Below are 23,381 nucleotides of genomic sequence, written 5' to 3'. Positions count from 1 at the left end.
TTCGATCTTGGTTTTTCTTTTTTGACCTAATCCTTTGAAATCCTCTGTCTAAATCTTTAAGAAAGTATTTCTTAAGGAATGTCTCAAAGTGGATGAGTTTTCAAAAATCATAATCCAAGCTGTCAACCGGGCCAAATCTTCCGTAGTAAAAATCGATACGATTAAAAATCAAAATGGAAAATCCGGAGTAGGCGGATCAGGTTCCGGTTTTTTGTTTTCTTCAGACGGATATTTATTTACCAACAGTCATGTGGTGCAAGGCGGCCAACAATTCAAAACCACTTTGTATGACGGTTCACAATCCGAAGCGGTGCTTGTGGGGGAAGACCCAGATACAGACTTGGCTGTTTTAAAAACATTCGCTTCCGATTTTCAAACTGTTTCTCTGGGAGATTCCAGTGAACTGGAGATCGGGCAATTGGTCATCGCTATTGGCAACCCGCATGGATTCCAACACACTGTGACTCATGGGATCATCAGCGCTATGGGTAGGACACTTCGTACTCAGTCGGGAAGATTGCTCGACCATATCATTCAAACGGATGCTCCTTTGAATCCGGGCAATTCCGGTGGCCCGCTCATTGATTCGGAAGGCAAAGTTGTGGGAGTAAATACCGCGACAATCCTCGGAGCGCAGGGACTTTGTTTTGCCATCGGAATCAATACTGCGAAAGAAATTGCGTTGGAACTGATTCAAACGGGAAAGGTGAAGCGGGCTTATCTGGGAATCATGTCTCAAGTAATAGAATTGAATCCGAAGGTGATGCAGTACAATGAGATCCGAAATCGCAAGGCATTGTTTGTTGTTTCCGTAGAACCGAATAGCCCTGCGGCTCGCGCCGGTTTAAGGGATGGGGATTCTATTTTGGGTTTCAATGGAGATCCGGTGGAGTCTTCAGATGATCTTTTCCGTATTCTTACGAAAGAAAAGATAGGAAGCATTCAGAGCATAACCATTTTGAGGAAAAATCAAAAGGTGATTTTGAATATCACTCCGATCGAAAAGTTAAAACTTCTCGCAAACGGATAAAATATCGTTTAGTATATGGGTAGGATTTCCACCCATATGAATGCACCTTACCCGCCAGCGCCTGTCACACTCATAGGAAAATACGTAGAATTACATCCGTTAAGAAAAGAACATACTACCTTCCTGGAAGAGGCTGTCGCCGATGGAAAATTATGGGAGTTATGGTTCACTTCCGTTCCAACTCCAGCTAACATGGGAAAGTGGATTGAAAAGGCAAACGAGGAGGAATACGAAGGAGTTTCTCTTCCTTTTGTAGTGAAAAGAAAGTCGGATGGAAAATTTGTGGGATCTACCCGGTTTATGAATATTGAAAAAGACGTGAGACGGTTGGAAATCGGTCACACATGGTATTCCAAATCAGCGCAAAAAACGGAGGTGAATACCGAATGCAAGTTACTGTTGTTAGATCATGCTTTTGAAAATTTGAAATGTATTGCCGTCGAACTTCGAACTCATATATTCAATGTTGAGTCCAGAAAAGCGATTCAAAAACTAGGTGCCAAAGAAGACGGAATTTTGCGCAACCATCGCATTATGCCGAATGGAACCATAAGAGACACCGTAGTTTATAGTATCATCGAAACGGAATGGCCTACCGTAAAAACCAATTTGCAATATAGATTGAGCTAGTTGGCTCTAACTTTTGTTTATTTGGTATTTTATATTTTTCCTCAAGCTTCCATATGGTTAGACATCTAATAAATCTTGCATTTTTTAAACTAAGTTTTTTTGATTGTTAAGGAAGGAGAATCAAAATGGAAAAACCTCCTATCATTGATGTCTGGACCCAAAGGGCACTTGTCTCCATGTATGAAAAGATGCCTGAAGTCGCTTCTTTGTTCAAACGATCCGGCTCCGGAGGTTATTCCGAAAAAAATCTCACTGTAGAACAGACTATCGCTCTTTTGGATCAGGCGGGGATTGAAAAAATCCTTTTGCGCGCCTGGTGCAGACCGGAAGGTTGGGTTTGTACCAACGAACAGGTGTTTGAATTTACAAGTCGTTATCCGGATCGTTTTGTAGGTGTGGCGACGGTCGATCTCTCAAAGCCTGTAGAGGCAGTGAAAGAACTCCGGCACGCTGTAAAAGAATACGGCTTCAAAGCATTGTTTGTTTTGCCTTGGCTTTGGAATCTTCCCCCAAATCATAAACTGTATTATCCTCTGTACGTGGAATGTATTGAGTTAGGGATACCTTTCTGCACTCAAGTGGGGCAAACCGGACCGTTGATGCCTTCCGAACTGGGAAGGCCTGTGCCTTATCTGGATGAAGTTGCGTTGACCTTTCCCGAACTGAAGATCGTGGGAGGTCATATCGGTTATCCCTGGACGGATGAGATGATAGGCCTTTGTATGAAACATGAAAATGTTTATATCGATACATCGGCATATCTGCCTTCCTATTATCCGAAACAGTTGCTCGATTATATGAGAACATCGGGGAGAAGTAAAATACTCTTCGGAACCAATTTTCCTCATTTAGATTTTAAAAAATGCACAGATCAGGCTATGGAATTGGATTTACCTTTGCCTTCTTTGAAACGGTTTCTATATACGAATGCACAAAGGGTGTTCGGGATTTAGTAAAAACGGATTGTTCGGGGAGTTTGTTGAAGTCGATCGCCTTTACAGAAAAACCTAAATTGGCGAGGGAAACCGATTGGATTCCATTCCTGTCTGTACCATTTTGCAATGAGTGGGGAATGTTTTCTTGCTTCTAAGTAATTTCCGATTCGTAAGTTCATAGATTTCAAAAATAGAAAATGAAATCAAGAAAGAAGCGGTTGGTTGTATTCAGACCGAAACTTCTATCCTGATACTACGGATCCGCCGGCAAGTCGTTTGTAAAAATCAGCACCTTCTCTTTCCAGGAACTCTTCATAAGTTCCTTTGAAGTCATTGATTCCTTCCGGAGTGACTTCGATGATTCTTGTACAAAGAGAGGAAATGAATTCACGGTCATGCGATATTAGTAACACAGTTCCTTCGAATAAAGAAAGGGAATAGTTCAATGCTTCGATTGTTTCCAAATCCAAGTGGTTGGTAGGCTCATCCAAAACGATCACATTATCACCTACAAGAATCATCTTACCTATGATGATTCTTGATTTTTCACCACCTGATAGAACTTTGGTGGATTTGTTTGCCATATCTCCGGAAAATAACATTCTACCTAAAATCGCACGAATCTCCTGGACTTCCGTTCCCTGCGGAGCATTGCGAAGCAACCATTCGATGAGTGTGTCTGCGTCAGGTTCTATCGCCTCACGGTGGTCTTGTGGAAAATAGGAAGCTTCGACGGAATCACCCCATTTTACCTGGCCCGAGTCCGGCTCCAGTTTTTTCATCAACATACGAAGCAGAGTGGTTTTTCCCACACCGTTCGTTCCTACGATTCCTACTTTTTCTCCTTTGGATATGGAAACGCTGAAGTCTTTGATTACTTGCAGATCATCATAAGATTTTGAAATATTGATCGCTTCGAATACGTCTTTCCCGAGTACTCTTTTTGCTTTGAACCGGATGTACGGTGCCACTCGGGAAGAAGGTTTTACATCCACCATTTCTTCTTTGATCTTTTCGATCATCTTTTGGCGGGAAGTTGCTTGTTTGGATTTACTTGCATTGGCGGAAAAACGGGAAACGAAATCCTGCAAGTCGTTGATTTTTTCTTTGGCTCTCTTGTTGTCGTTTAACAGTTGATCTCTTGACTGTTCCGCAGCGGTCATAAAGTCGTCGTAATTTCCGGGAAAGACGCGTATGGTGTTATAATCCAAATCCGCGATATGAGTGGAAATCGAATTGATAAAGTGACGGTCGTGGGAAATCACGATGACCACACCGTTATAATTGATCAGCAATTCTTCCAGCCAGTGAATGGTTTTGATATCCAAGTGGTTGGTAGGTTCGTCCAAAAGTAAAATATCAGGTTTTAAAAACAATACTTGGGCGAGTAACACCCGTAATTTGAAACCGCCTGTTAAAAAGTTCAACGGTTTCGTATGCGTACTTGTCGGAATGGCAAGTCCTTCGAGTAGTTCTCCCGCGATTGACTCCGCCTCGTATCCGCCCAGATCCGCGAATTGTTCTTCGATCTCGGAGATTCGGATGCCTTCTTCGTCAGTCATTTCCTCTTTGGAATAAATCGCATCTCTCTCCTGCATCAATTCCCAAAGCTCAGGATTTCCCCGAAGGACAGTTCCCAAAACGGTTTCGGTTTCGAATTCGTAATGATCTTGTTTGAGATAACCGACCTTTCTGTCCTTGTCTACAGCCACCGTACCATTGGAAGGCTGGAGAATCCCTGCGAGAACCTTCATAAAGGTCGATTTACCCGACCCATTGGCCCCGATCAGTCCATACCGGCACCCAGGTTTGAACTTAATGGAGACGTTCTCAAATAGGGGTTTTTTGCCAAAAGACACAGTTACGTTGGTTGCAGAGATCATACTGCCAATTTTCTAAGGGAAACTGTGTTTTCAACCGACATTTCGTATGATATGGTCAGGATTGTAATCATTCTACTTTTTGTCCTCGGGGGAGGGCTCATTAGCTCTCAAAGCACTCAAAACGGTATGCAAGTGCTGTTTGGAGAAGTGATCAACACTGGCCATTTGCTGAAGCTGGAAAAACAAATCCTCAGACTTCAGCCGAGTCCCTTGCAGGAGGAGCTCGCACTCTTAACCGGAAAGAAAATCCGAATCCTGTGCGATGTGAACGGAGAGGCTTGTTCCCCCATCCGTTATGAAATCGATCCTTTGGAAACTTCCAAAGTTCCCGATTGGACTTTAAAAAAGATCCCCCGTTATGTAACAGGCGGGCATTTTTCCTTTAACCCGCAGTGTACTCCTGACGGTAAGGTTTTGTTTTGGACTGCGCTCATCCGGGAAGGGGCAAGATCCACTCAAAAGATATGGGCCGCCAAACGAGACCAATACGGATTTTGGATGGCAGGCGAACAAATGGCTACACCATTAAACAACCGTTTGCCGTCAGCGGTGATTTCGGCTTTGCCCGGAGGAAACGAATTGTTTGTCTTCGGAAATTTCGGCGAAGAGGAAATGTTGGAGAATCTGAAAAGAGAAATGCTTCTCAAATCGCAAGAGGCTTCCAGAGAGGCAAGTAACCCGAAAGAATTTCATTTCCGGTTGGCAAAATTGGAAAACGAATACAGAGAACGTACGGAAAAAATTCAAAGCAGGGCACCTCTTTATAAATCATATAAAACGGAAACAGGTTGGTCGAATCCGATCACCATTAGTTTTCCGTCTTTTTATAATTGGTATAGAAAACCGGAAAATCCAAACCAGCAAGTGTTTGGCGGTTCTGTGCTTTCTTCTACGGGAAGAACCATCGTTTACTCCGCGCAACAAAAAAGAAATTACGGAAAGCTGGATTTATATGTTACCTTTCAATCCGATACGGGAGTCTTTGAAGAAGGAATCAATTTAGGACCGACACTCAATACTGCCGAGGAAGAGATGGCGCCGTTTTTAGGGCCTGACGACAAAACATTGTATTTTTCATCTTCCGGAAGAAAAGAAGGTGTTTCCATTTTTGTTACCCGAAGATTGAACGATCAGTGGAATCTTTGGTCAGAACCTCAGGAATTGTCACCTAACTTGCGTGGCGTGAACTTTTTCTCCATCCCTGCCGTAGGAAACTGGGCGTACGTATCCCGGGATGGAGAATTGTATCTTGCTGCGATCCCAAAATCCTTTCAACCGGAACCTGTGGTTGTGATCAAAGGAAAAGTTGTGGATGAAGAAGGAAAACCTTTGAGCGCTTCCGTCACTTACGAATCCCTTACCAAAAAGAAAGGAATCGGTTCTACCATATCCGATCCCAAGACGGGGGAATTTTCCATCGTACTTCCTTACGAAGAAAATTACGGATTTTACGGGGAGAAAGACGGATACCTCCCCGTTTCACAAAACCTAAATTTGGTGGGAAAGGAAAAGGAAGAACATGAGAAAACGGTTCTTTTGATTTTGCCAAAAATTAAAAAAGGAAACGAAATCGTCCTCAACAACCTGTTTTTTGCTTTCCGATCCGTGGAACTTGTTAAAGAATCAGAACCGGAGCTGGACCGTTTGGCCAACTTGCTGAAAAAGAACGAAAGGTTGAAGGTAGTCATCGAAGGCCACACGGACAATGTGGGCGGTGAAGTAGCCAATAAAAAACTTTCGGTAGAACGCGCGGTTTCCGTTGCCAATTATTTGAAGTCTAAACATAAGATGGATGAAGCAAGATTGACTACAAGAGGATTCGGATCCTCTCTTCCGGTTACTGACAACAAAACGGAAGAGGGACGGGCTCAGAACAGAAGAGTTGTCTTTAAGATTGTGGAAGATTAATTATGGTAGATCTTAAAAATATAAACATTCCCAAAGTCAATGTAGATACAAAAAAAATGTTTGGGGCAGTCGACTCCCTTGTCGACAAAATCCCTCCTCAAATCCAGAGTTTGCTTCGCAAAATTGCGATCGGACTTTTTATATTTTTTCTAATCATGGCGATTTATACCGGTTGGACCAAAGGTTGGGAAGGTGCAAAACCTCAAGGACTCCAACTAGCACAAGATACACGGTCTCTTTTTCTTATGGAAGTGGAAAGAGATTATAACCGGAAAAGAAAAGACGTACAAATGACGGACCCGGAAGATCTGTCTTACGAAAGCAATCGTAAGATGCAATTTGATTTTATCAGCGAAAGAGAAGGAACGAATCCGACGCAAAGGACTTATCCGGAAGAATCCGATTTTTTAGGAAAAGAATATGATTTTAGAAACAGGAAGGCAGAGGACACTTCTCTTCCTCCACTTGCCACTCCTTCCGGAGACGGTTTGATTCCTTCTCCTGTAGATGTGGAAAAGATCGGTGCTTGGCAAAATACGGACGAATTGCAAGAGATGGGACGAGAGACTCCGAAACAATTGGATCGGGGACGCCCTGATCTGTCCGCAAAACCGCAAAGAGTTTCTCCGACTACGGGTCCGTCCAATACGGATTTGGATACGGCAGAGGATCTTAGATTCAAAAAGATGTTGGACCGGGTGGATGAATTGGAAAAGAAAATTGCTGAAAAAAAGAAAAGAGAAACTACAACGACTCCTTCTCTTTCTCCTGCAAGCGAATCCACAGGGCGTAAACCCAGAGAACTGGAAAGAGTTCCTAGACAATAAATCTGTCTGCATTTTGATTCAATAAAATGATCCTTAAAACCAAGTTTCCATTGATTGTTTCCCTTTTGATTCTTGGTTTTTTCGTGCCATCACTCTTCTCGCAAGGCGCAGATCCGAACGAAGAAATATTCCTTCCTTTTCCCGAAAAACTCAAGTTAGACGGCACTGAGGCAAACGAAGCGACTTCGTCAAATCCGAATTCATCGGATTTGAATTCCTCCGTCTCCTCTACAGTCGTCGGCACTGGAAAAGAAACAACTGCCAATACTCAGACTAGCACGATCGCTTCGGTAAAAAACAGCACTTCCGGCTCCACGACTAGTTCCGGTTCCGAAACTTCTGCAAAACCCAAAAAAAAGAAAAAGGGAAAAGATGATGTTCCCGATCCGTCCGAAGCGCCTTTCCAAAGAGGGAAGGCATTCCTCGCTCGTAACCAAAAGAAAAATGCAGAAACCGAATTCAGCGAATCTTATTCCAAGGAAGGAAAAAAAGTAGATCCTTCGCTTACGGAAAATACCAACTTATTCGGGTTAGATTCCAAAGAGAAAGAAGGAACGGGGCTTGTGGAAAAGATAGAAAACCCGGATGCAAAAATCAAATCCCAGTTTGAATTGGCACGTTCTTTGGATCGGATGAACCAACCTGAGTCCGAAGAAAAAGCTTATAAGGAATATCTGAAGTTAGTTACTTCATTTCCGGTTCATCCTGAACTTACACCTCGTACTCATCTTGCCATTGCGGCTTTACTTTTCCGAAAACAGGAATATCGTCCCGCATTACATCATTTGGTGAAACTGATCAAAGAATTCAAAGATTCAAAAGATAGACCGACTGCTTACTATTACGCGGGACGAATTTATGAAAGTGCTTGGGCGGAAAGGGATTTGGAAAGAGCTAAAAAATACTACGATCTCTACTTGAAGGAATCGGAAGACAAAGAACTCTCCCCTGGCAACGACTTCAGAAAAGAAGCTAAAGAAAGAAGACGATTGATTGAAGCCCCGCTCGGGATTTAAGCTTTTTTTCTCTTCGGTTTTTGATGTTCAAACGGATTGATGATTTCTAAAGTTTCTATCTTTTGATTTGCCTGCAAGTCTTCGGTAAAAATATACTATCTCGCATTCATCTCATCGACTCGGAAAGTGATATTTTTCACAATTCAAATTATGCACATTTTCTGTGCATATGTCAATTTAAAAAACAGGGATTTAAGCGATTGCCACGTTGACTTCAATTCGCCCGAACTTGGAATACAAGTTGATGGAGAGAGTCGGTTTTTTATTGAAACGTACGGAAGTGCTTTTCGATTCTTGGATGTTAGGTGTAGTGATCTCTACGGATTGACCTGCAGAGGTGAATATATTCATCGCATTACCCGTTGTCATGTTCGCAATTTCACCTAAGATATCTTTGTATTCGTTTTGCACATCTTCGTCGGAAAGCCCCGGAACCAATTTGCGGGATATCTTATAAGCGGCATCGTAATTCATGCTGTAAACGACTTCACCGCTGAAAGAGCCAACCACTCCGATCACAATTGCTAATTCGTGTGAGGGGGCAGGAGTGTCTTTGATGGCGATCTTCCCTCTGATTAAATCTTGTTGAAGTACATCGCGGAAAACAATAGTGGCAGCTTCCAGGAAGGGATTGATAAAGTCGGCTTTGATTTGCATTATTCTACGGAGAGTGCCTTTTGCTTCTCGATGTTGTATTCTCCTGAGAGGGACTGGTTTATTTCAAGAAAAAAGCTAAGAAGTTGTCTTTGTTTCATAAAATCGGCCATCTGGTTCTCTTCTTTCTGAGGAATGGGGGCTTGTGGAGTGTTAGATATGGTGAAATCCCCAAATTCTACGTAAATTTGTTTGTCATTGTCCGTAAAAGGGCCTGTCACTCTTTTCTTGCCGAAAGGATTGGAGGAAAGTTCTTCCCAAAATTTTGGGTCGCTTGCCAGATGATAGGTCGTTCCTTTTGAGGATTTTACTTGTTTTAAATCTCCAAGAAAGGTCGCGGGGACAGTTTCAATCGGTTGGCCGATTTCTTTGGAAATGGTTTCCAATGCGTTTTCTGCACCGGCCAAAGACTGGATGCGCTTTTTCCAAATTTCCAATTCTTTTCTTTTGCGGTCAAACTTGAGTTTGGAAATTAAGATGGATTTTCTGGACTCGAAACTAGGCACATTGCCGGAAGAATCTTTGGAGAGATTTCCTTCTTTTTTTTCCTTCTCATACTCTGCGAGTAGGTCGGTGTCCGGGATTTGGATCTTGGACTCCAATTGGTTCAGAAGATTGACTTCCGTAAAAGAAAGGATGCGAAAGGAAATTTTTGCCGATTTTGCTTCCGTATCGATTTGTTTTTCGGCAGAAGTAGGATTCCATTTTTGTTCTAAGAATACGGGGAAAAGAGACATTCCTGTAGCGGAATCCACACGGTAGTTCATAGGAGCGGAGTTCAGGATCTGTTGGTAAATTTGAGAAAGTGTTCTTGTGTCCTCTTCTCCGTAGCCTGCTTGAGAAGAAGATTCCTTATGGATTTGGCGGGCTTGGTTGGATAATTCCCGTTTGATGCTGATTTCGGAAACCTTGTATCCTACTGCCGCCGCAATATCATTTGCTACATAAAGCTCTCGTATGGTGGAGAAAGCGCAAGACTGGATCATCTCGGGATTGGAAGCCATTTCTTTTGAATACTGTTGGTATCTGTAATAACAGTCTTTGCGTGCCGCATTGAAATAGTCGATGGGAACCGATCTACCTGCAATGGAACCTGCTTCTGTAGAAGACTGACCAGTGAGGGCGCCTATAAAACTTTGTTCTGCATCACCCGGCAAAAAGGTGACAATCAACATACCGACTAGAATGAATAAAAACAAACCGACAAGTCCTCTTATGACTTTGTCTTTGAGGGAACTAGGCTCTTCTTCGAACATAAGGGAAGGGTTTCCCATCGCTTGGGCTTGTAAAGAAAAAATGTAATTAAGGGATTTGGCAAAAGGGAAGATAATCAAACTGATATGTTGTATGCAGCCTTCGGGATGATTTTGGTTGGGGTTCTTTGTTTTCTGTACGTATCTCTTAGCCCCAAATCACAAAAAAATGACCAAAATACCAAACGATCCCGTCCCGACCAAAGGGATTTTGCGGGAAGCGGCTACAGCTCTGCCTACAGAAGAACTCCTCCTTCTGCTGTTTCACCCCAATTGGATGAAAGAATCAGAAGAGAAAGGGAAATCGCAGACCGTAGACCCTCTTGGGAAGAACCAAGCCTAAGTTATGCGCGTAGTCCCGAACCCAAACCTTCGGTTGTGGAAAAAGCTGCGATTTTGCAAGAAACAGCGGAAGGGCTTTCCGAGATTTTACCGCCGGAGCCAGCCAAAGTGGTTCAATTCGAAATGGATGGGATTTTATACTTCGATCATTCGGGAAAAATTCCTTTCGGGTCCAAGGACTTGGGAGACTTGGACGCAAGCGAAGAAGATTTGCGTAATTTCAAAAGAGTTGGTTCTGCGATCTTAAAAGAAGAAGACGGAAAATTCGTTTTTTATTCGGGTAATGCAAGTTATACGTATCTGTCCCAGGATTTGGAACAAGTTGTGTTTTATGACCAGGGATTTGTATTTTTATTGAAAGACGGAAAAGCAGCAAAGCCCGTTTATTTTACAAACAACCTGGATCAGTTCAAAGATTTCCTCACTCAAGCCACTACTGCTTAGGCAATCCTATCAGGAATTTGGATCATTCGAGCATCATTTTTATTTTTTCCAAACCCATTCTGATCTCTACAAATTGACGGAGTCTTTCCTTATCGCGTTCGGGAGGTTTTCTTGACCAATGAGTTAAAAACAAGTGAAAGTTTTCATATTTGTTTTCCGTGGAAAGAAACTCTTTACTTTCCGTAAGAGAAAAGGATTTCAATTCGGGATATAGAATTTCCAATTCTTTTCTCAGTTGGTCCAATTTTTTTTCTTCTGTAACGTTTGTATTTTTATAAATTTCGGAAAGAATTTCATATTTCAATGATTCCGGATTAGGCGAGGATAGATCTTGCAGAACACTCAGTTCGACATTTTCCAATTTGTATTGCGGTAATTTGTTTTTTATATTTTGCAAATTTTCCTCAGAAATTTTTGCACCGATTAACGTAAGCTCAATTTTCTTTTTTCCCTCGGATATGATGTTTTTTTCGATGATTTTTGTTTTTTGCGAATCAAAATGTTGGGTAATAAATAGGTTGGCTCTCGATTTGAAAAGTGAAGACTGAACAATTTCCCATGCAGTGTAGATTGACGGAATAATAGTAATCAGTGCAAATATCATCAGATAGGTTCTTACTTTCGCTTCCTGCTCTTTATAAAGTCCCCAGTCGACCTTTCTAAAATTCAAATAACGAACAAATACGAAAGTTGCAATGGCGATAAATATAGAATTGATAAAGTATAAGTAAAATGCTCCTAAAAAGAACGACCAATTGCCTTGAGCGAGCCCGTAACCTGCTGTACAAAGAGGGGGCATAAGTGCCGTTGCGATCGCAACTCCTGCAATGGCATTTCCTTTTTCTTTTCTTGTATTTGCGATGATGCCTGTTGCGCCGCCAAAAAGAGCAATTAACACATCAAATATGGTCGGAGTTGTTCTTGCAAGCAACTCCGACTGCGCTTCGTTGATTGGTGTTATCGAAAAGTAGATGGTGGAAGTAACTATACTTACTAAAGTGGCAATTCCCAAATTGCGAAGGCATCTTTTTAGAAAATCAAAATCATTGGTACCAACGGCGAACCCTGCCCCCACAATGGGACCCATAAGGGGGGATATCAACATGGCACCGATAATCACGGCAGTCGAGTTCACATTCAAACCGATAGAAGCTATGAAAATGGCAAAGATCAAAGTCCAGAGATTTGTTCCTCTGAATTCAACGCCTTTTCTGACGGATTCAATGGTTCCTACTTCATCTGTGTCTTCGTTCAGTTGAAAAAGTTCTAAAAGGTTTATGATTTTAGAATAGGGAGTTTGTTCTTTCTTCATAGCTGGGACATTGTAGGAGGGAATTCGAATTTCACAAGTAATAATAAGTCAAACAACGATCAAATTTATTGACTTGGTTTTGTTAGATTGTATGATTATGGACAATGGAAGGCTTCCGAATCCGAACGAAAATTCCATAGATCATCCCAAAAAGTAAATTTTAGTTATATGTATAATCCGGAACCCCAGTCTTCCGTTGTAAAAATTAAACATCTCATAGGAGAGCTGCCGACCATGACACGCATAATCATTTTATTTACGCTGATAAGTTTTGCCCTTCCTGCGCAAACAAGCACGAACTCGAATAAAAAAGGTATCGAAGCCTTATACAAAAAAGATTACCCGAAGGCCATCGAGTATTTTCAAGAAACACTTAAGAGCTCACCAACAGATGCTTTTGCCAATTATAACTTGGCTTGTACATATTCGATCTTGCTGAGTCAATGTGAAGATGCTTACGGTGAAGACGAAATTTATAAGTTATTACAGAAAGCGATCAAAAGTAAACCCGCTTATAAGAGTAAACTTTTGAGTGACCAGGATTTAGAGATATTGCGTGGAAGATATAGATTCAATGAAGTCGCGGGTATTGCAAAAAAAGTTATATTAACTAAAGTTATTTGGTATGGTCCGAGTCCGGGTGCTTACGGTCCAATGGATCAGTTTACTTTTTCCGAGGATGGAACATTTGTTTACACACGGAAAACATTTGAAGACGGAGGAGCATTGGCACAAGAGTCGTATAACGGATATTATTCTTGGGAGACCGACAGTCAATTTCAAATCCGGTTCAAAGAGAAATCACCTCTATCCGAGGCAGGTCAAAGGCAAAAGTCCCGGCGTGTCAAATATTCGGAAGGAACGCTCGAGATCCAAGACTTTGAACATACTTTTTCAGATAGCAGCGATCGATGTTCCGCCTGATTTCCAGGACTGAACAAGTTTCAGTTTTTGAAATTTATTGACCTAATTTGATTTTGTAATACTATTTCGTTAAATGAGAGTATTTCGAAATCGGAAAACCTTGGTATTTTTCGTTGCGTTGCATATTGCCAATTGTTCTTCCGCATCTTTGGAAAATATCTGCGACCCTCTCGGCGAACGTTACCAGGATCTGGTTTTTGCTAAGTCCCTGTTGGAAAATAACGATTCATTCTGCGGAAAAATATTTCCCTTAACTCCTCCTTCCGGTTTGAGTTATCCTTCTCCCTCTTCCTTTGCCAACGGAAGCCTTATCTCTCTTTCTCCTTCCGTGACCGGCAAATCACTCTTATTCTCCATTCAGCCTGCTTTGCCTACTGGTGTTTCCATAAACACAAATAGCGGCCTGATATCGGGAACTTATTCCGGTTATGCCGGGACCATGGGGTCGTATACGGTTAACGCGGCGAATACGGGAGGGAGTGTAAGCCATACATTTCAACTGACTTTTTTCGGGAAACCTCCTTTGAAAACCGCTCAAACCCAATGTTGGGACGAGATCGGAGTTTTGGACAGTACGTGTTCTCTATCTTCCTCTTTGGGTCAGGACGGGAAGTTGCAAAATGGAACTGTTCCGAGTTTCTCTTCTGCAACTTTGGTAAACTCCTCTGATTATATTACTGTTGATAATAACACTAGTTTTGTGTGGAAAACCTGCAATGAAAACGTTGCTTTTTCCGGATCAAGTTGCGATGCCCCTTCCGGATCCGCTGACGTTACCTGGAGCGGAGCGAATACAGCTTGTTCTTCTTTGGATTCAGGCAGCGGTTATGCGAATAAAAAAAATTGGAAACTTGCCTCCGTCGCAGAGCTTACCACGATTATAAATTATTTTGTAACGCCCGCTACTTATGATGCTTACTTTCCCGGTGCTGCGGGAGGAGGACAATGGACAAGAGATTCTTTTGCCATGGCGCCTTCTACCGATGCATGGTATCTGTCCCTTTCCGAAGGTGTTACGGGAAGAACGTCACAGGTAAATACGAATCGTGCGAGATGTGTTCAGGGAGCTAGTGTTCCTGATGAAACATTTCGGGACAACGGCGATCAAACGATTACGGATATCAATACCGGACTTGTTTGGCAGAAATGTGCCGTCGGACTGAGCGGGGATCAGTGTCAAATAGTTGTTAGTTCTACTTCGATGATCTGGAGTTCCGCACTCAATGCTTGCAACTCTCTCACCTTGGCAAACAGAACCTGGAGACTTCCTTCCGTCTCCGAACTCAAATCAATTGTAAATCTTACCAATACAACCGTGCCAATTAACACAAGTTATTTCCCTGGTGTTGCCGCTTCCACGGGGTATTGGACTTCCACTACGATATTCGCCTCCGTAACCGATGCTTGGGTGGTTCACATGAATGTGGGATCCGAAAACTTGCTGAAAAACAACAGCACGAACAAACAAGCAAACTCTTTCGATGTGCGTTGTGTCGCAACTGGTCCTTGATTTCACTTAGGTTCTTTGCGACCAGGCAGAACACCATCCTTGGGAAGAGACAATTCCCGCAGCGATGATATTGCACTTTCCCCAGGAATCATTCAATTTCGTAAATTGGGCACAGTGTTTGCAAAATTGATTCTTTGCTGAGGGTTCTTTTCTTTCCGGATACAAGGTAAAATCGGTTCGGTTGGCATCCTGATGAAAACCCAATGCTTTTGCCGTTGCATCGGATTCAGACACAGGGGTTAATCCTTCGGGTATGGGCGCAGAAGGTTTGTTCCCGGCCATCACTTCCGTAAACAAACCCAAACCTCTCTCTAAAAAAGAGAGAGAGGTTACCAAAAACAATGATTTGGTGAGAAACGTTTTACGTGAAGTTTTGGGCATTTTTACTTCTTTACATCAAACCTGTCTAACATCATCACTTTGTTCCAAGTAGCAACAAAGTCCTTAACAAACTTGTCTTTACCGTCATCAGCCGCATAAATTTCTGCGACAGCACGCAATTCCGAATGAGAACCAAGAATTAGATCCACGGAAGTAGCGGTCCATCTTTTAGCACCAGTTTTGCGGTCTAAACCTTCGTAAACACCTTCTGTTTGAGAAGACTTTTGCCATTTTGTAGACATGTCGAGTAAATTGACAAAAAAATCGTTGGTAAGAACTCCCGGACGATTTGTCAAAATCCCATGTTTGGATTTTCCTGAATTGGCATCAAGGGATCTCATCCCTCCTAAAAGCACTGTCATTTCAGGAATGGTTAGGGACAACATATTGGAGCGATCGACTAACATCTCTGTCGGAGAGAGTGAGTTGTCTACACCATAGTAGTTACGAAATGCGTCTGCTTTCGGTTCCAGAACAGAAAAGGAATACGCATCCGTTTGTTCAACGGTGGCATCGGTTCTACCGGGAGTAAAAGGTACCTTTGTTTCGACGCCAGCTTTTTTTGCGGCTTCTTCGATCGCTGTATTTCCACCGAGTACGATTAAGTCGGCAAGTGAGATTTTATTTCCAGATTCATTGAATTCGGATTGGATTTGCTCCAATTTTTTCAATGTATTTGAAAGTTCTTCCGGATCATTCACCGGCCAATTTTTCTGAGGCGCCAATCGAATTCTTGCTCCGTTTGCTCCGCCTCTCATATCAGTACTTCTGAAACTTGCAGCAGAGGCCCAAGCAGTCCTTACTAACTCCGGAACGGTGAGTCCTGATTTTAGAATTTTTCCTTTTAAAGTCTCTATTTCTTTAGAACCAACTAACTTTTGATTTACGGTAGGTAGTGGATCTTGCCAAATGAGAGGTTCTTTTGGTAAATCTTTAGAGATATAACGGGAGAGTGGTCCCATATCTCTGTGGGTGAGTTTAAACCAAGCCTTTGCAAATGCGAGTTCGAACTCTTTTGGATTCTCTTGGAATTTTTTTGCGATTACTTTATAACTTGGATCAAATTTTAAAGCCAAGTCCGTGGTGAACATGATGGGTGCGTGGCGGAGTGTTTTGTCATGTGCATCCGGAACCATATTGACACCGGCACCGTCTTTCGGTATCCATTGGATGGCACCAGCCGGACTTTTGGTTTGCACCCACTCGAAACCAAATAGGTTGTTTAGATATTGAGTTGTCCATTTGGTTGGATTTGCCGTCCATGCTCCTTCCAATCCACTGGTAATGGTATCTTCCGCATTTCCTTTTTTAAGATTATTTTTCCAACCAAACCCTTGTTCTTCGAGTCCGGCTGCCGCAGGTTCTTTTCCCACGTGTTTGGATGGGTCTGCTTTTCCATGAGCCTTACCAAACGTATGACCACCGGCAATCAGGGCGACTGTTTCTTCATCATTCATCGCCATACGGCCGAATGTTTCTCTGATGTCTTTAGCGGCCGCTAGTGGGTCCGGGTTTCCATTCGGACCTTCCGGGTTTACATAAATAAGTCCCATCTGAACGGCACCAAGCGGCTTTTTAAGTTTCCTTTCACCTTCGTATCTTTCGTCGGCTAGCCATTTTTTTTCCGGTCCCCAATATACGAGGTCAGCTTCCCAATCATCAGTCCTTCCACCGGCAAAACCATAAGTTTTGAATCCCATGGATTCGAGAGCTACGTTTCCGGTGAGAACCATTAGGTCGGCCCAGGATATTTTTTTTCCATATTTCTTTTTAATCGGCCAAAGTAGGCGTCTTGCTTTGTCTAGGTTTGCATTGTCCGGCCAGCTATTGAGTGGTTCAAATCTTTGTTGTCCACCACCAGCTCCTCCACGTCCGTCATTGATTCGGTAGGTTCCCGCACTGTGCCATGCCATCCGGATGAAAAACGGCCCGTAATGCCCGTAATCAGATGGCCACCAATCTTGGGAGGTTTTCATCAGAGTTTTGATCTCTTCCTTGATTGCCTGGATGTCCAGGTCTTTGAATTCTTTGGCGTAGTTGAATTGTCTCCCCATGGGGTTGGATTCCGAAGCATGTTGGCGAAGTGGTGCCAAATCAAGTCGTTCTGGCCACCAAAACTGATTGGATATGTTTTGGCGCTCCATCGAACTCGAAGATTCTTTAGTGTCCGCAGCTCCCAGTTGGCTCAGGGCAAGCACCAAAATGGCAATGGCAGAAGTGTGTGTTGTTCTCATATTGACCTTCATTTTCTAGATTTAACTTAAATTTAGAATCATTCTAGCAATAGAAATCAAGCTATTTTTTAGAATTAGTCTAAATTTAAATTTTTGGAAAGAGAAAAAGTGAATTTTATCAACGGGAAAGGAAAAAAATTGAATCGGATTCCTTATTCCACCAGCACGGAAATGCAGAGGGAGTGTTTAGTCTTGTTACTCTAAAATTTTCTTTTCCTTTCATTCATTCCCTTTCTCCTGATTCAATATGCCTTCCATCTATCTCGCAGGACCCGAAGTATTTTTGCCGAATGGTTTCGAAGTTTTGCAAAGCCACAAACGGTTGTGCGAATCGAAAGGTTACATAACATTCACTCCATTGGACGGAGAGCTTCCTTCCGGAATCGAAAGAGATCGTTCTATGGCAGAAAAAATCTTTGAAGTGAATTGCGAATTGATCCGCAAGTCGGATATCATCATTGCCAATTGCAATTTTTTCCGAGGCGCTTGCACGGATGACGGAACCGCATTTGAAATCGGTTATGGATTTTCGTTAGGAAAAAAGATCTGGGGATATAGAAACAGTTTGGTTCCCTTGCATCAAATTACGGCGGAGCTCATTTCTACGACAAAACATGATTCCGGTTATAGGATGGATGAAAATGGTTATCTACTCAATGAAGACTTCGGAAATGCAATCAATCTGATGTTGGAGTTTTCCATTTTACAGTCAGGCGGTAAACTTGTATTAGGTGGATTGGAAGAAGTTCTGAACGAACTGAATAAATTCTAGAACTGCTTTGGGTCTCGCTGGTTTTAAAATTGAAATTCATCCGCGCAAAGAACACCAGTACGAGGTCACATAATATTTACGATCTTATCTAATTCCACCCAAACAGACGTATTTTGTTATCGTATAATCATCCATCCCGTACTTGGAACCTTCCCTTCCCATTCCTGAAAATTTCACTCCTCCGAAAGGAACTTGTTCCGAGGAGATGACTCCTTCGTTGACTCCCACCATTCCGTATTCCAGATTTTCCGTAACGCGGAAGATACGGGCAATGTCTTTCGTATAAACATAGGAAGCGAGTCCGAATTCGGTATCATTCGCTTTTGCGATTGCGTCTTCTTCGGAAGAAAATGTCATAATGGAAGATACCGGGCCGAATGTCTCCTCTTTAAAAGCTAACGCATCTTTGCTGATAGGAAATAAAACAGTCGGTTCGTAGAAATTTCCGCCAAGCGCGTGTTTTTTGCCTCCCGTAAGGACTTTTGCGCCTTTGGAAACAGCGTCTTGCACATGAGATTCCACTTTTTTCAATGCGGCATCATTGATCAACGGACCTTGTTCCGCACCAGGCTCCAAACCGGATCCGACTTTTAATTTAGAAGCTTCTTGGGAAAGTCTGGCGGCAAATTCTTCCGCAATCGAATCTTGAACCAGGAAACGGTTCACGCATACGCAGGTTTGTCCCGTATTTCGGTATTTGGATGCTATGGCGCCTTTTATGGCTTCGTCCATATCGGCATCTGAAAATACTATGAATGGAGCATTACCACCTAACTCAAGTGAGAGCTTTTTCAAGGTAGATGCCGATTTTTCCATCAGATACATTCCTGTCTTTGTGGAGCCTGTGAAACTGAGTTTACGGACATCTTTGCTATGCAATAGGGACTCTCCGATGGCAACCGGGTCTCCCGTTACCAAATTCCAAACTCCTTTAGGAATCCCCGCTCTTTCACCGAGGATTGCGAGCGCCAAAGCAGAGTAAGGTGTTAATTCCGAAGGTTTGGATACTACCGTGTTGCCTGCGGCAAGTGCAGGAGCGATTTTTCGCGCAAGCATCGCAGTAGGAAAATTCCAAGGAGTGATTGTGCCTACGACACCGATCGGTTCTTTTAAAACAAAGATCCGGGTATCGGTTCTGTGAGAGGGAATGATATCTCCGTAGGAACGTTTTGCTTCTTCCGAAAACCATTCGAGATAAGAAGCAGAGTAAACAATCTCTGCTCTGGCTTCAGCAATCGGTTTCCCTTGTTCCAGAGTCATGATCCTCGCCAGATCCTCTTTGTTTTCCAGAATGAGCAGGAACCATCTATGTAAAATATCGGATCTTTCTTTTGCGGTTTTTTTTCTCCAGGAAGGGAATGTATTTTTTGCCGCTTGGATGGCACGATCGGTTTCCCTCTTTCCCGATTTGGGAATTGTGCCTAAGATTTCAAGGGAGGCAGGATTGTTTACGGTTAGGGTTTCTTTCGAGTCCGAATGTACCCAGTCGCCTCCAATGTAATTTCTGTCTTGAAAAAGAGATTTATCTCGGATGGATTTCATAAAGGTTGATTGTTATCCTTTTCATGGAAAATTCACAGCTTTTTTTTAAAAGGCTTGGAATAAGGATACTTTGCCTTAGATTAGTTTCCATATAAAAATAGAATGAACCATTAGGAGAGAAAGGGCATGAAAGGAAATTATATTATCATATCTTCCATCGCGGTTTTAGCTTTTAGCCTAACGGCTGCTTGTGGGAAAAAAGAATCCAGATTGATTGAAATCGGACCTTTGGAAGGAGAGGTTTCCATCATTGCCTGGCCCGGTTATATCGAAAGGGGAGAAACCGACAAATCTTACGATTGGGTTACCGGTTTTGAAAAAGAAACCGGATGTAAGTTGAATGTTAAAACCGCCGCGACTTCGGATGAAATGATCGCGTTAATGATTGAAGGCGGTTACGACTTGGTTACGGCTTCGGGAGACGCTTCTCTTCGTTTGGTGGCAAGTGGAAAAGTTCAGGAGATCAATATCGATTTGGTTCCCAGTTGGAAATCAGTAGACTCCCGTTTGCAAAATGCGGCCTGGCATACAGTGGAAGGAAAACATTACGGAATTCCCTATCAGTGGGGACCCAATGTTCTTATGTACAATACGAAAATTTTCAAAAAGGCTCCTTCCAGTTGGACTGTGGTATTTGAGGAACAAAAACTCCCCGATGGCAAATCCAACAAGAACAGAATACAGGCATTTGACGGTCCGATTTATATTGCGGATGCGGCACTTTTTCTTAAACATACAAAACCCGAACTAGGAATCAGCGATCCTTATGAACTGGATGAAAAACAATACGATGCAGTCATTGAATTATTGAAAAAACAAAGGCAACTTGTTCCTAAATATTGGCATGATGCCATGGTGCAAGTGGACGATTTCAAAAAGGGAAATCTTATTGCTTCTTCCACTTGGCCTTTTCAAGTCAATATGCTCGTCGGTGAAAAACAACCGGTAGGTTCCGTGGTACCAGTAGAAGGTGCAACCGGTTGGGCGGACACAACGATGCTTCATATAGATTCGAAACATGTAAACTGTGCTTATAAATGGTTGGAACATTCCATCAGCTTGAAATTGCAAGGGGACTTGGCTTCCTGGTTCGGGTCTGTTCCTTCCGTTCCCACCGCTTGTAAAGGAAATCCTTTGTTAGGTGAAAGTGGCTGTTCTGTCAATGGTTTCAATAATTTTGAAAAGATTTCTTTTTGGCGTACTCCCGTAACAAATTGTTCCGGCGGAAGGAAATGTGTTCCTTATAAAAAATGGGCGGAAGATTTTATCTCCATTATAGGAAGCAGGTAGCTAGAAACATACCGCTATCCTTATCTGCCATTGATTGTAAATTTCCTCGAAATAATGTTAACAAAGAACCAAAATCATCATATGGATGAGTAAACATTTATTCGCAATGGGCAGGTGTTGGCAGAATGTCTTTTGGCATTAACTTCAGATACAGCTTAACAAATATAATGTCTTAACATTTGCATGTTATATAATAATCATATATCTATATATGATTATTTGTTATGTGGGTAACATAAAATAAAGATTGGGACGAGTGATTTTACACATTTGACAAAACTGTTTCTATTCTAATGGTATGGTTTGGAGAAAAAACACGCAGTATTCGAAAATTAAAGTTATCAACGTCATTAAATACGATTAAATGACAGATCATGTAGTAAAAGGAGATATTATATTATGAAACATCTTATCGATAATTTGAAAATTTGGCAAAAGCTGCTTTTAATTGTTTTTCCGCTTGCGATAGCTCTGATCATATTGTTTTTTTTGTTTCTTCACGAAATGAAACGATTTAGCGATATAAGTCGTCTGGAAAGGAAAGGTTTGGAATTCCAGGTTCCTATTCGTCGATTGTTGGACTTAATTATAGAAAGAAGAGGATTGGGTCATCTGATTATACTCGGTGATAAAACAAAGATTGAATCATTTAATAAAGTGAGCGGTTTGATCGATGAAACAGTGAAAAAAATAAAATCGGTGAATGCTCAATATGAAACAAGTTTTGAGCCGAATGATTTTTGTTTCAGATTGGAGAAAGATTGGCTGATTTTGAAAAATACAAACGTATTGACCTCAGCCACAGCCAACCACGAGCTTTCCCAAAAATTGTTCGAAACCAATTACTTGTTCCTGACATTTGTGGAAGATAATGCAAAGCTGACTTTGGATTATGAAATGAATATGCACTCCATTTATAACATCTCTGTCCTTCATCTTCCTCCTTTAATCAATATTATTAATAGAATGAGAGCGAGGGGAGTAAATATTACCTTTAATCAAAAGATGACGAAAGATGATCATGCTTTTTTTGTCGAAAACTATTGGCTGGCTAAAACCAGTATTTCCGAAAGTAATAGCTTACTTGCAAAAATTTCTTTTGAAGATCCGAAGTTGCAGAATAAAATTTCAGCTCTTAAGGAGAATTTTGCTCAAATAGAAAATTATTTGCGGGTAGTCAACCGCGAATTTATCCTATCGGATAAACCGAATTTTACGTATGAGGATTTTTTTAAACTCTCTTCGAATTCTTTAGGTCAGATTTTTTTTATTTTCGATTTTCTGCAGGAAGTAGGGAAAACAAGACTGGGTGAAAGAATAGAGGAATTGGAAAATAGAAGAAACTTATATATAATGCTGCTGATTTTGTTGCTTTTTATCAGCAGTGTCATGTCTTACCTGTTGATTTCCTCAATCACAAAGCAGTTGAATGCAATAGGATCCAGCATGCGGCAGATTGTTCATAACAAGGATCTAACCGTAACGATCGGAATTCATTCCGATAATGAGATCGGACGTCTTGCAAAAAACATAGAAAACTTCATCGGATATATCGGTGATATTTTCAAAAAAATGAGGTCTACTTCCGTTTCTTTGGATAAAATATCGAAGGAAATGGAAGGTTCCGTTCATTATTTGTCAGAAGCATCGCAGTCACAAGCGGCAAGTACGGAAGAGTCGAGTGCTGCTATTGAAGAAATAGCTGCAAGTTTGACTCATGTAACTTCTTTGGTAGCTGCGGAAGCTGCAAATTCACAACACGCCAATTTATGTTCCTCTCAACTGCAGACAGATATCGAACATACGAGTTCCCGTTTATCTGAGTTAGGTGAAATAGCAAAACTGAGCGCTACTCAAGCTCTCGAAGGAAAAGAGAAAATCAACTTAGCTACCAAGTCATTATCGAGAATGCGGGAAACTGCGTCCAAAATCAATTCGATTACACATCTGATCAAAGATATCGCTGATCAAACCAACCTATTGTCTTTAAATGCTTCGATTGAGGCGGCGAGAGTGGGAGAGCACGGCCATGGATTTTCCGTTGTTGCGGATGAAATAGGAAAACTTGCAAACAAATCCATATCAAGCGTAAATGATATTTCCAATCTGATCTCTTCAGCCAACTGTGCGGTCGATCAGGGGTCAAGTGATGTAAATGATGCTGCCGATGCATTGTTGGAGACAATCGACGATATTAATCAAATACAAAAAGAGTTAGATGATATGGTTAATTTGATTCGGCTACAGGTAGTTGAAGTGGATTCCATTGCAAGGATTATAGAAAATGTTTCGGATGAATCTTTGCAAATTGAAACTGCAACGAATGAACAGAAGATATCCATAAACCAAATCGCAAGCAGCATCGAATTGATTTCCTCCGAATCTCAATCCATTGCCTCTAATTCCAGCGAGCTTGCAATCGTATCGGATATCATATATAAACAGGCAAGCGAACTCAAATCCATGACATCTGATTTTAAAATTTGAAAGGGAA

General features: G+C 41.9%; 19 protein-coding genes. 12 read left to right on the top strand and 7 right to left on the bottom strand.

From position 1 onward, the window contains the following. The first annotated feature begins 88 nt into the window (after nucleotides 1–88). The 3 genes from EHS11_RS09910 to EHS11_RS09900 all read left to right on the top strand — a co-directional run bounded on the left by EHS11_RS09910 (nucleotide 89) and on the right by EHS11_RS09900 (nucleotide 2,613). Nucleotides 89–1,030 (top strand): S1C family serine protease, encoded by a 942-nt coding sequence (locus tag EHS11_RS09910; protein WP_135764232.1) that lies wholly within the window; start codon nucleotides 89–91, stop codon nucleotides 1,028–1,030. Between the two features lie 36 nt (nucleotides 1,031–1,066). Beyond that, on the top strand, nucleotides 1,067–1,660 hold the full coding sequence (locus EHS11_RS09905; protein WP_135764231.1) for a GNAT family N-acetyltransferase: 594 nt from the start codon (nucleotides 1,067–1,069) through the stop codon (nucleotides 1,658–1,660). 125 nt (nucleotides 1,661–1,785) lie between these two features. After that, a complete protein-coding gene (locus tag EHS11_RS09900; RefSeq protein ID WP_135764230.1) occupies nucleotides 1,786–2,613 on the top strand; it encodes an amidohydrolase family protein in 828 nt (275 codons plus the stop codon). Between the two features lie 224 nt (nucleotides 2,614–2,837). Here EHS11_RS09900 and abc-f read toward each other — a convergent pair whose 3' ends face one another. Then, entirely contained in the window at nucleotides 2,838–4,478 is a 1,641-nt protein-coding gene (gene abc-f / locus EHS11_RS09895) for a ribosomal protection-like ABC-F family protein (RefSeq protein WP_135764228.1), read from the bottom strand. A gap of 51 nt (nucleotides 4,479–4,529) precedes the next feature. On the opposite strand from abc-f, the gene EHS11_RS09890 reads away from it, so the two are divergent. Genes EHS11_RS09890 through EHS11_RS09880 form a run of 3 tightly spaced genes read left to right on the top strand, consistent with a single transcriptional unit; the run spans nucleotide 4,530 to nucleotide 8,229 of the window. Then, nucleotides 4,530–6,386 (top strand): OmpA family protein, encoded by a 1,857-nt coding sequence (locus tag EHS11_RS09890; RefSeq protein ID WP_135764269.1) that lies wholly within the window; start codon nucleotides 4,530–4,532, stop codon nucleotides 6,384–6,386. Nucleotides 6,387–6,388: 2 nt separating this feature from the next. After that, the gene (locus EHS11_RS09885; RefSeq protein ID WP_135764226.1) at nucleotides 6,389–7,213 is read left to right on the top strand and encodes an LIC_11485 family protein; all 825 of its coding nucleotides are present in this window, start codon (nucleotides 6,389–6,391) and stop codon (nucleotides 7,211–7,213) included. 26 nt (nucleotides 7,214–7,239) lie between these two features. After that, nucleotides 7,240–8,229 carry a tetratricopeptide repeat protein gene (locus EHS11_RS09880; RefSeq protein ID WP_135764225.1) on the top strand — a complete coding sequence of 330 codons (990 nt, stop codon included), beginning with the start codon at nucleotides 7,240–7,242 and terminating at the stop codon, nucleotides 8,227–8,229. Between the two features lie 192 nt (nucleotides 8,230–8,421). Here EHS11_RS09880 and EHS11_RS09875 read toward each other — a convergent pair whose 3' ends face one another. Then, complete coding sequence (locus EHS11_RS09875; RefSeq protein ID WP_135764224.1) at nucleotides 8,422–8,886, bottom strand: chemotaxis protein CheX; 465 nt, start codon at nucleotides 8,884–8,886, stop codon at nucleotides 8,422–8,424. Then, nucleotides 8,886–10,139, bottom strand: coding sequence for a hypothetical protein (locus EHS11_RS09870; protein ID WP_135764223.1), 1,254 nt, complete (start codon nucleotides 10,137–10,139; stop codon nucleotides 8,886–8,888). The genes EHS11_RS09875 and EHS11_RS09870 overlap by 1 nt, the downstream gene beginning before the upstream one ends. Nucleotides 10,140–10,223: 84 nt before the next feature. Between EHS11_RS09870 and EHS11_RS09865 the strand changes: the two genes are divergently transcribed. Continuing rightward, nucleotides 10,224–10,922 (top strand): LIC_11490 family protein, encoded by a 699-nt coding sequence (locus EHS11_RS09865; RefSeq protein WP_135764222.1) that lies wholly within the window; start codon nucleotides 10,224–10,226, stop codon nucleotides 10,920–10,922. Nucleotides 10,923–10,944: 22 nt separating this feature from the next. Here EHS11_RS09865 and EHS11_RS09860 read toward each other — a convergent pair whose 3' ends face one another. Continuing rightward, nucleotides 10,945–12,234, bottom strand: coding sequence for a DUF389 domain-containing protein (locus EHS11_RS09860; protein WP_135764220.1), 1,290 nt, complete (start codon nucleotides 12,232–12,234; stop codon nucleotides 10,945–10,947). A gap of 234 nt (nucleotides 12,235–12,468) precedes the next feature. Here EHS11_RS09860 and EHS11_RS09855 point away from each other — a divergent pair, with 234 nt between their 5' ends. Both EHS11_RS09855 and EHS11_RS09850 read left to right on the top strand, forming a co-directional pair. Next, the gene (locus EHS11_RS09855; RefSeq protein WP_135764219.1) at nucleotides 12,469–13,158 is read left to right on the top strand and encodes a tetratricopeptide repeat protein; all 690 of its coding nucleotides are present in this window, start codon (nucleotides 12,469–12,471) and stop codon (nucleotides 13,156–13,158) included. A gap of 73 nt (nucleotides 13,159–13,231) precedes the next feature. Next, nucleotides 13,232–14,668, top strand: coding sequence for an Lcl C-terminal domain-containing protein (locus tag EHS11_RS09850; protein WP_135764217.1), 1,437 nt, complete (start codon nucleotides 13,232–13,234; stop codon nucleotides 14,666–14,668). A 6-nt stretch (nucleotides 14,669–14,674) separates the two neighbouring features. Here EHS11_RS09850 and EHS11_RS09845 read toward each other — a convergent pair whose 3' ends face one another. Both EHS11_RS09845 and katG read right to left on the bottom strand, forming a co-directional pair. After that, nucleotides 14,675–15,049 (bottom strand): high-potential iron-sulfur protein, encoded by a 375-nt coding sequence (locus tag EHS11_RS09845; RefSeq protein WP_135764216.1) that lies wholly within the window; start codon nucleotides 15,047–15,049, stop codon nucleotides 14,675–14,677. Nucleotides 15,050–15,051: 2 nt separating this feature from the next. Beyond that, complete coding sequence (katG, locus tag EHS11_RS09840; protein ID WP_135764215.1) at nucleotides 15,052–17,283, bottom strand: catalase/peroxidase HPI; 2,232 nt, start codon at nucleotides 17,281–17,283, stop codon at nucleotides 15,052–15,054. Between the two features lie 247 nt (nucleotides 17,284–17,530). Between katG and EHS11_RS09835 the strand changes: the two genes are divergently transcribed. After that, nucleotides 17,531–18,055 carry a nucleoside 2-deoxyribosyltransferase gene (locus EHS11_RS09835; RefSeq protein ID WP_135764214.1) on the top strand — a complete coding sequence of 175 codons (525 nt, stop codon included), beginning with the start codon at nucleotides 17,531–17,533 and terminating at the stop codon, nucleotides 18,053–18,055. An 84-nt stretch (nucleotides 18,056–18,139) separates the two neighbouring features. Here EHS11_RS09835 and EHS11_RS09830 read toward each other — a convergent pair whose 3' ends face one another. Then, nucleotides 18,140–19,597 (bottom strand): NAD-dependent succinate-semialdehyde dehydrogenase, encoded by a 1,458-nt coding sequence (locus EHS11_RS09830; RefSeq protein ID WP_135764212.1) that lies wholly within the window; start codon nucleotides 19,595–19,597, stop codon nucleotides 18,140–18,142. 126 nt (nucleotides 19,598–19,723) lie between these two features. Between EHS11_RS09830 and EHS11_RS09825 the strand changes: the two genes are divergently transcribed. Together EHS11_RS09825 and EHS11_RS09820 are read left to right on the top strand one after the other, a co-directional pair. Further along, nucleotides 19,724–20,887: an ABC transporter substrate-binding protein gene (locus EHS11_RS09825; protein ID WP_135764211.1), complete on the top strand. Its 1,164-nt coding sequence runs from the start codon at nucleotides 19,724–19,726 to the stop codon at nucleotides 20,885–20,887. A 399-nt stretch (nucleotides 20,888–21,286) separates the two neighbouring features. After that, the gene (locus EHS11_RS09820) at nucleotides 21,287–23,374 is read left to right on the top strand and encodes a methyl-accepting chemotaxis protein (protein ID WP_135764210.1); all 2,088 of its coding nucleotides are present in this window, start codon (nucleotides 21,287–21,289) and stop codon (nucleotides 23,372–23,374) included. Nucleotides 23,375–23,381: the final 7 nt, after the last annotated feature.

Source organism: Leptospira ilyithenensis, assembly GCF_004771005.1.
Classification (GTDB): domain Bacteria; phylum Spirochaetota; class Leptospiria; order Leptospirales; family Leptospiraceae; genus Leptospira_A; species Leptospira_A ilyithenensis.
Note: the sequence above shows the minus strand (reverse complement) of the source record. Positions and strands in the feature narration are given on the sequence as shown.

Coding starts and splice junctions, on each gene's coding strand:
- EHS11_RS09870 (WP_135764223.1), bottom strand. CDS start 10,139: ATGTTCGAAGAAGAGCCTAGTTCCCTCAAAGACAAAGTCATAAGAGGA.
- EHS11_RS09890 (WP_135764269.1), top strand. CDS start 4,530: ATGGTCAGGATTGTAATCATTCTACTTTTTGTCCTCGGGGGAGGGCTC.
- EHS11_RS09845 (WP_135764216.1), bottom strand. CDS start 15,049: ATGCCCAAAACTTCACGTAAAACGTTTCTCACCAAATCATTGTTTTTG.
- EHS11_RS09835 (WP_135764214.1), top strand. CDS start 17,531: ATGCCTTCCATCTATCTCGCAGGACCCGAAGTATTTTTGCCGAATGGT.
- EHS11_RS09905 (WP_135764231.1), top strand. CDS start 1,067: ATGAATGCACCTTACCCGCCAGCGCCTGTCACACTCATAGGAAAATAC.
- EHS11_RS09885 (WP_135764226.1), top strand. CDS start 6,389: ATGGTAGATCTTAAAAATATAAACATTCCCAAAGTCAATGTAGATACA.
- EHS11_RS09855 (WP_135764219.1), top strand. CDS start 12,469: ATGACACGCATAATCATTTTATTTACGCTGATAAGTTTTGCCCTTCCT.
- EHS11_RS09900 (WP_135764230.1), top strand. CDS start 1,786: ATGGAAAAACCTCCTATCATTGATGTCTGGACCCAAAGGGCACTTGTC.
- EHS11_RS09865 (WP_135764222.1), top strand. CDS start 10,224: ATGTTGTATGCAGCCTTCGGGATGATTTTGGTTGGGGTTCTTTGTTTT.
- abc-f (WP_135764228.1), bottom strand. CDS start 4,478: ATGATCTCTGCAACCAACGTAACTGTGTCTTTTGGCAAAAAACCCCTA.
- EHS11_RS09860 (WP_135764220.1), bottom strand. CDS start 12,234: ATGAAGAAAGAACAAACTCCCTATTCTAAAATCATAAACCTTTTAGAA.
- EHS11_RS09820 (WP_135764210.1), top strand. CDS start 21,287: ATGAAACATCTTATCGATAATTTGAAAATTTGGCAAAAGCTGCTTTTA.
- EHS11_RS09880 (WP_135764225.1), top strand. CDS start 7,240: ATGATCCTTAAAACCAAGTTTCCATTGATTGTTTCCCTTTTGATTCTT.
- EHS11_RS09875 (WP_135764224.1), bottom strand. CDS start 8,886: ATGCAAATCAAAGCCGACTTTATCAATCCCTTCCTGGAAGCTGCCACT.
- katG (WP_135764215.1), bottom strand. CDS start 17,283: ATGAGAACAACACACACTTCTGCCATTGCCATTTTGGTGCTTGCCCTG.
- EHS11_RS09830 (WP_135764212.1), bottom strand. CDS start 19,597: ATGAAATCCATCCGAGATAAATCTCTTTTTCAAGACAGAAATTACATT.
- EHS11_RS09850 (WP_135764217.1), top strand. CDS start 13,232: ATGAGAGTATTTCGAAATCGGAAAACCTTGGTATTTTTCGTTGCGTTG.
- EHS11_RS09825 (WP_135764211.1), top strand. CDS start 19,724: ATGAAAGGAAATTATATTATCATATCTTCCATCGCGGTTTTAGCTTTT.